The organism is Floridaenema aerugineum BLCC-F46 (assembly GCF_041929345.1).
Taxonomy (GTDB): domain Bacteria; phylum Cyanobacteriota; class Cyanobacteriia; order Cyanobacteriales; family Aerosakkonemataceae; genus Floridanema; species Floridanema aerugineum.
In genome coordinates, this window is record NZ_JBHFNQ010000068.1 from 1 (window position 1) to 7,034 (window position 7,034).

5 protein-coding genes are annotated in these 7,034 nt (G+C 38.5%); 4 read left to right on the forward strand and 1 reads right to left on the reverse strand.

The window, feature by feature from the left end:
• The first annotated feature begins 261 nt into the window (after positions 1-261).
• Complete coding sequence (locus ACE1CC_RS09315; RefSeq protein WP_413270188.1) at positions 262-1,329, forward strand: tellurite resistance TerB family protein; 1,068 nt, start codon at positions 262-264, stop codon at positions 1,327-1,329.
• Between the two features lies 1 nt (position 1,330).
• Positions 1,331-2,770, forward strand: a complete 1,440-nt coding sequence (locus ACE1CC_RS09320; protein ID WP_413270189.1) for a hypothetical protein — start codon at positions 1,331-1,333, stop codon at positions 2,768-2,770.
• Between the two features lie 134 nt (positions 2,771-2,904).
• Here the strand turns inward: ACE1CC_RS09320 and ACE1CC_RS09325 are convergent, their stop codons facing one another.
• A complete protein-coding gene (locus ACE1CC_RS09325; RefSeq protein WP_413270190.1) occupies positions 2,905-3,519 on the reverse strand; it encodes a Uma2 family endonuclease in 615 nt (204 codons plus the stop codon).
• Between the two features lie 52 nt (positions 3,520-3,571).
• On the opposite strand from ACE1CC_RS09325, the gene ACE1CC_RS09330 reads away from it, so the two are divergent.
• Both ACE1CC_RS09330 and ACE1CC_RS09335 read left to right on the forward strand, forming a co-directional pair.
• Positions 3,572-4,465, forward strand: coding sequence for an Rpn family recombination-promoting nuclease/putative transposase (locus ACE1CC_RS09330; RefSeq protein ID WP_413270191.1), 894 nt, complete (start codon positions 3,572-3,574; stop codon positions 4,463-4,465).
• Positions 4,466-4,586: 121 nt separating this feature from the next.
• Positions 4,587-6,671, forward strand: a complete 2,085-nt coding sequence (locus ACE1CC_RS09335; protein ID WP_413270192.1) for a hypothetical protein — start codon at positions 4,587-4,589, stop codon at positions 6,669-6,671.
• Positions 6,672-7,034: the final 363 nt, after the last annotated feature.

Below are 7,034 nucleotides of genomic sequence, written 5' to 3' on the forward strand. Positions count from 1 at the left end.
TTCATAAATGTTACAAACCAGGGAACGGTGCGTTAGGCACGGGAATTTATTGATGGATTGGAATGCTGAATTTATCGCCCGTGCCTAACACACCCTACGATTAAATAAGATTTTGTTATCACCATAAATCCGGGAGAGCCGCTCAGGAGTGCAAGATCTGAGCTAAAGCGCCTACAACGAACCTGTGAAAAAATTTGAGTTTTTGTTAGTAATTTGTCTCGGCTGGGAATACTTGAGTTAGGTATAAATTCTAGAGCTTTTATGAACCAGCCAAATTTTTGGGAATCAATCGCTAAAACAGCAGCCAACTTGGGAGAAACTGTAAGTAATGCTGCTTCTGAAGTAAGTAAAGCCGCAGCCGAAACAGCAGCTAAAGCCAGTGAGACTGTTACTAATACTGCACAACAAGTGACTCAAACAGTCACAGAAATGACAAAGGGAAGTGAAGACTTACAGACTAACCAAAGTTTAGATTTAGCTAAAGTCGCAGAAAGCGATCGCATAGCCTTTTACGGAGCACTTTTTGCCATTGCTACAGCAGACAATCATTTAGACAAAGAAGAGATGGATCTCATCTTTGGAATTATGGATTTAGAAGGAATGTCTGAATCTGCAAAACGTCAAGTGCAATCCTATATTATTGAACCACCATTATTAGAAAATTGCTTAAAATCCCTCTCTAATGCAGATGATTCTCTTCGCTTTGGTTTAATGATTAACCTCATAGATACTGCATGGGCTGATGATGAACTAGATCCTAATGAAGCCAAAGCAATTCAATTAGCCCAGCAAGAATTACGGATTACAGATTCACAAGTAAAAGCCATTGAAAAATTCATTCAAGAAATGAGAAAAATCCGTATTCGAGGATTAAATGATAATTATGCAGCTGACGCAGCAAAAACTGCCGCTGCGGGACTTTCATCTGTAGGAATTCCGATCGCAGCTGTTTATTTTTCCGGTTCAGTAATTGGATTAAGTGCTGCTGGGATAACTTCCGGTTTAGCAGCTTTAGGATTAGGATTTGGTATGGTTCCCGGTATTGGTATTGCTGTTATTTTAGGCGCTGGTATTTTTTGGGGAGTATCCACGCTTCTAGACACAGGTGGAAACCGAGCCAAAGAAGAAGAAATGAAACAAAGAGAACGCAAAGCGCAATTAGTAATTGAAAACTTACAAGGGGCGCTGAACAATTTAATAGAAAGGATTGAAACTCTGCAAAAAGCAGCAGCAGATGTGGAAACTAATCGTGAGGCAATTCGCATTTTAACTGAAAAAATGCGCTATCTTCAACAGTTACTTGCCAAGCGGAAACAAGCCGAGGTTTAATATGCTTTCCGATCAATTTATTGCTGAATTAAGAGCAGTAATTCAAACCCAAAATCATCTTCTGCGAAAGCTTGAAACTACAGTTTCCGATTTAGAAGTAAAATTTGCAGATGTTTCATCACAAACTGAACAGATTCGAGAATTGGAAAAGATGATGGCAGAAATTGAAACATCTGTTGATTTTCTTGAGGAAGATGATTTGAGCGATTTTCAACCCGATCGCATTCTCCAACTATACAATAATCGTCATCTTGCTGTATCCCATGAGTTAGTAAAAATTGGCTTTCAAGATTGGAATAGTTTTGTGAAAAAGTGTCAAATTTATGCACTTCAGCAACAACTCGATCCCCTAGCACCTTACGAAGCTTTGCTTACCGATGCAGATTTGAAAAGATTGCACGATGAATCATACAATGCTCAATTTGTTTGGGATAAATCAGACTATGTTTTTGTTGGTGCTAGTGGCATTCTTGCAGCAATTACTGATTTTCTCTTAGTGCGAATTCCCGCGACAATTAACACTGGTGAATATAGCGGACAAATTGGTAGTCCTATTACTGAATGGTTGAAACAATACAACACTAACAAAGGTAATGATTGGTTTGCAAAATGGGCGCAACACCTTTCAGAAACTTGCAAAGTTCCTTATGATAATCAAAAGATTATTGGGGGAATGTATCCGCGATCGCACCGTCTACAATCTTTAGGACACGATCCCATTTTGGGCTTTGTTTTTGGTGTTCTTGATATCATGCGAGGCACAATAACCGGATTTTCTTACGATAAACTCACCGGAAATCACACTTGGGTTTGTGAATTTGTTTCCTCTAAATATCAACCTTTAGGATTAATTGAAGCGATTTTGCGACACATCGGACATTTAATTTCTGATGTTGCTACGCCTATGGGATTACCAGCACCATTTATGACTTTAATTCAAGGCATAAATATAGGTAGTTTTGGGGAAAATAACCGTACAGTTGGTGAAATTGCTCGATGGATGTATCTCAATGGATATGACTTTCGGCATTTTTTAGTTTCGGGAATTACGCCAGCAGTCATCGAAATTATGCTGAGAGCTTATATTATGCTAAGACACTATTCTGAGCATGGAGAAACTAAATTTAATTTAGCTTCCCATCCCAAATATAGGTCTATGCTGTTAGTATCTCATAGCATTGCAGCATTAGGAAATGCTGGAAAAATTGCCCTAATGCAAGGTAATCCTTTAGCGATTAATTATGCTGAATGGATGGCATTATTTCGCTATCTGATTCCTAGCATGAAATATTGGCTGTTTGATGAACAACGACTGCGTTTAGAACATCTCGAAAAAATTAATGAAACAGGTTGGAATGAATTACTGGAAAACAGTGAAAAAATTGTGCAATTAGTTGCTAAAAAAGATTCTTCTGTAATGACTCTTGGAGAATTATCGTAATCTGAGCTAAAAACCAAAAAAATTAAGAATATCAGGACTTATACACTGGCACTAAACATAGTGGAATGGTGCGTTACACTGTCGTTTTTCTTAAATGCCGCAGGCTATACGCACCCTACGAATAAAGCGGGAAATCAAATATTGACTGCTTGAAATATTTGTTGGGCGGTTAAGTTTAATTCAGGGAAAGTTAGCGATCGAATACAGTCATTCTCTCGAAATTGATTGACTTGGTATTCTCCATCAACTAAAAAGTAAATAGAAACTGTTGGTTTTTTGGGATTACCAACAAATTTTCGCGCACCCAAACCGAGGTAATCTACAATCCAATACTCAGGAATTCCTATCTCTTCGTACTCCCCATATTTTTTATAGTAATCATCCCGCCAATTAGTGCTAACAACTTCAATAACTAAAGGAATAGATTCAGCCATAGTCACAGTAGATTCTTGTTTCCAAAAAGGTTCATTTACCAAATTAGAACGGTTAAGTAACAAGATATCTGGCGAATAAGCTGATTCACTTGATGCTGACTTAACCAGTGCCGTTTTCGGAATAGAATAGGGGAGATTGCAGCGGACATATTCTAAAGTCAACTTTTCGGCTAAAAATCCTACAATATCTTCATGTTCACCTGTTGGTTGTGCCATTTCAACAATTGCTCCATCGTGTAGTTCGTAACGTTTATTTTCCGGCTTCCATTGGATGAATTCAGCGAAAGTGATTGGTTTTTCTAATGATTGAACCATTGGGAATACTTGAGTTATATAATAAGACATCTGATTCTAATACTTAAGTTTAATGTCGTTTGATAACCTGTGTAAACTATTATCGGAAAAATATCCAGACCGTTTTGCCGCTTGGATTTTAGGAGAATTACCATCCAGCGTGCAGGTGTTAAAAACTGAACTAAGTATCGAACCAATTCGAGCAGATTCGGTGACATTTCTCAACACTTCTGAGCGAATATTGCATTTAGAATTTCAGGTCAAACTCGAATCGGAACCACCGTTACCTTTCCGAATGCTAGACTATTGGACAAGGTTATATCGGCTTTACCGAAAACCGATTACCCAAGTCATTATTTTATTGTTACCTCCCGCAGAAGGAACGGTCATTGAAACAGCGTTTGTCTTAGAAAGAACTCGCCATGAATATCGGGTAATTCGACTTTGGGAAGAAGATCCTAATATATTTTTATCTGATATCGCTTTGCTACCATTGGCATCTTTAGCGGCGACATCTCAACCAGAGCAATTGCTTGCCCAAGTAGCACAAGAAGTAGATAGAATAGAATCGATCGCACAAAAACGAGAAGTATCCACATACATCCAAATATTAGCGGGTTTAAAGTTTAATCAAACACTTTTGCGTCGATTATTTCGGGAGAAAACAATGCGGGAATCAGTGATTTATCAGGAAATTTTGCAAGAAGGTCGCCAAGAAGGTCTTCAAGAAGGTCGCCAAGAAGGTCGCCAAGAAGGTCTTCAAGAAGGTCGCCAAGAAGGTTTTCAGCAGGAAGCTTTTGCTTTGATTGTTCGTCTTCTGACTCGAAAGTTTGGGACAATAGATGAGGGAATGCGATCGCAACTTTCCACTCTCCCAGTTGCTTTGTTAGAAGACTTAGCAGAAGCACTCTTAGATTTTGAATCTATTGCTGATTTGCCAGTTTGGTTAGAAACTCATCGCCCCTAAATACAGCCATTGTCTCGACTGTCACTTTCTCAGATTGCTAGAGTACGGAAATTTGCTAAATGTGTTACTACTCTGTTGTAGCTGGGAATACTTGAGTTAGGCGTGATTAACCTAACTAGATATGGAACAACAAAATCTATCGGAACTTGCTAAACAGGGAAATGCTCAAGCGATCGCAACTTTCATGAATCGTTCCCTGCAACCCAAAGGTATTACAGCGAAAGCTGTCATGAAAAATGATTGCTTACAAATTTTACTGGAAGCTGCTCAAGTACCGAATCAACAGGTATTAGTTCCACTAATTAATAAGTGGATGAGCAACTTAGGGGCTGAATCGATTAAAAAAGTTAAGGTTTTTGGGCGACAGGCGGGTGAAGAATTTCCCGCTTGGAATGAGGAATTTGAAGTTTCGGTGCAGAATGTGCCGAACTTTGAAGAACTTGCTCAACAAGGTGATATAAATGCTCTGACTAAACTGATTAATCAGTGGTTGAACTCTCAAAGCATTACTGCAAAAGCGAATCTGAAAAATGATTGTTTGCAAATAAAGGTAGAATCAGCGCAAGTTCCAGAGCAAAATTCTGTAGTTTCAGTTATTCGTGAGGGATTAATTGGTTTAGACATTCAGTTTTGCCAAAAAGTTAAGATTTTTGGGCAACAAACAGGTGATGATTTCCCTGATTGGCAAGAAGAATTTGAGTTAAATGAACAGGTAGAGTTAATTACAATTACACCTGAAATAGTTGTTGAAGATGAATCTTCAACTGCTATTGTCAATGTTGAGCCAGCAAGTCAATTAACTGTAAAAAATCAACCTTCTTCTTGGGGAGGATGGTTAGGAGCAGTGAAGGGTGCTGCTGGAGCAGTTGGAGGTGCTGCTGTTAGTGCAGGTAAAGGTGTCGCTGCAACTGCATCTCAAGCAGGTAAAAACGCTTTAGATAAAGCAACGGAAGTAGTAAGTAGTGCAATTTCAAATACAGCATCTCAAACTAGTAAAATAGTTGCAGAAAAAGCAACAGAAGTTGGTGGGGCTATTACAAATACAGCATCTCAAACTAGTAAAATAGTTGTTGAAAAAGCTTCAGGAGTTGGCGGCGCGATCGCAAATACCGCATCTCAAACTAGTAAAATAGTTGTTGAAAAAGCTTCAGGAGTTGGCGGCGCGATCGCAAATACAGCATCTCAAACTAGTAAAGTAGTTGTCGAAAAAGCTTTAGGAGTTGGTGGCGCGATCGCAAATACAGCATCTCAAACTAGCGAAATAGTTATTAAAAAAGCCTCTGATGTAGTCACACCTGTAGTTGATGCAACTGGTAAAACAATTCAAAGTGCTAGAGAATTTAGTACCGAATGGTTAGTGCGCTTTATAGATAATGTAGATGTTGAAAGAGCGGAAACTCTAGTTAGAAAACTACAGCAGAAGTACCCCGACGAAAAGCCAAATGAAATTGCTCATCGCTTAATGATAGATAAAGCATTGTTAGCTGGTGGAGCAGGTTTAGTCAGTAAATTAATACCAGGAACAGCATTGGCATTAGCGGGATTAGATTTAGCGGCTACTACTGCATTATCAGCTGAATTAATTTATCAAGTTGCTGCTGCTTACGGGTTAGATTTAGAATCAAGCGATCGCAAAGGAGAAATATTAACAATTTTTAGTTTGTCTCTTAGTGGTGGTTTGGCGATCGATGCAGGTGTAACTTTGTTGGGAAATATACCTGTTGCTGGTGCAGTAATTGGTGCTAGCAGTAATGCAGCTATGCTTTATGCACTGGGATATGCTGCTTGTCGTTTTTATGAAGCAAAACTAACTCCAACTATCACGATGGAAGCAACTTTAGAAAGTACTCAATTAGAAAGTCAGAAGTTTTTAAAAGATGCAATTTCCCAACAAGTAATTATGGATCAAATTTTGGTTCATGTTTATTTAGCTGGAAATCCCGAAAAAACCTGGGAAGAAATTTTGCCCGAATTAGAAACTTTAAATCTTAGTCCTGCATCTTTAGAAGCAATAGCCGCTAATAGCAATTCTCCCCCATCATTAGAAACTTTGCTAGCTCAAATTAATAGTGATTTCGCTGTTCCTCTGTTAGCGCAATGTGAAAAAGTTGCTCGATTAGATGGAGTAATTACACCTGAAGAAAGTTGGGTGCTAGAAACAATCACTAAGAAGTTTAGCATTGATTTAGAGGCAATTCAAGTGTAATAAATTCCGTTCGTTGTTGGACTTTAGTCCTTCTATCTAACAAAGCAAGGACTGAAGTCCTGACAACGAACTGTAATAAATTCGGTTCGTTGTTGGACTTCAGTCCTACTCTCTAACAACACAACGACTGAAGTCGTGACAACGAACTGTTATAATTAAGTAGGTGTAAATAAATAAAGTGATAATAGTTATTTAAGGATGGGGCGGGGAGGATTAACACCCCCCCAAACATTAAAAAATAACCATCTGGCGCAAAGCATTTAGGAGAAAATTCCGATTCTCGAAGCAGAATAAATTTATTATCTGGTTTTTGGGAATATAAACGCTAATGCCCTTTAAAAGGAACTTTTGGTAATTTGATAA

Excerpts from the sequence above, each read along its gene's own strand:
- ACE1CC_RS09315 (WP_413270188.1), top strand. The coding sequence starts at position 262 with ATGAACCAGCCAAATTTTTGGGAATCAATCGCTAAAACAGCAGCCAAC.
- ACE1CC_RS09320 (WP_413270189.1), top strand. The coding sequence starts at position 1,331 with ATGCTTTCCGATCAATTTATTGCTGAATTAAGAGCAGTAATTCAAACC.
- ACE1CC_RS09325 (WP_413270190.1), bottom strand. The coding sequence starts at position 3,519 with ATGGTTCAATCATTAGAAAAACCAATCACTTTCGCTGAATTCATCCAA.
- ACE1CC_RS09330 (WP_413270191.1), top strand. The coding sequence starts at position 3,572 with ATGTCGTTTGATAACCTGTGTAAACTATTATCGGAAAAATATCCAGAC.
- ACE1CC_RS09335 (WP_413270192.1), top strand. The coding sequence starts at position 4,587 with ATGGAACAACAAAATCTATCGGAACTTGCTAAACAGGGAAATGCTCAA.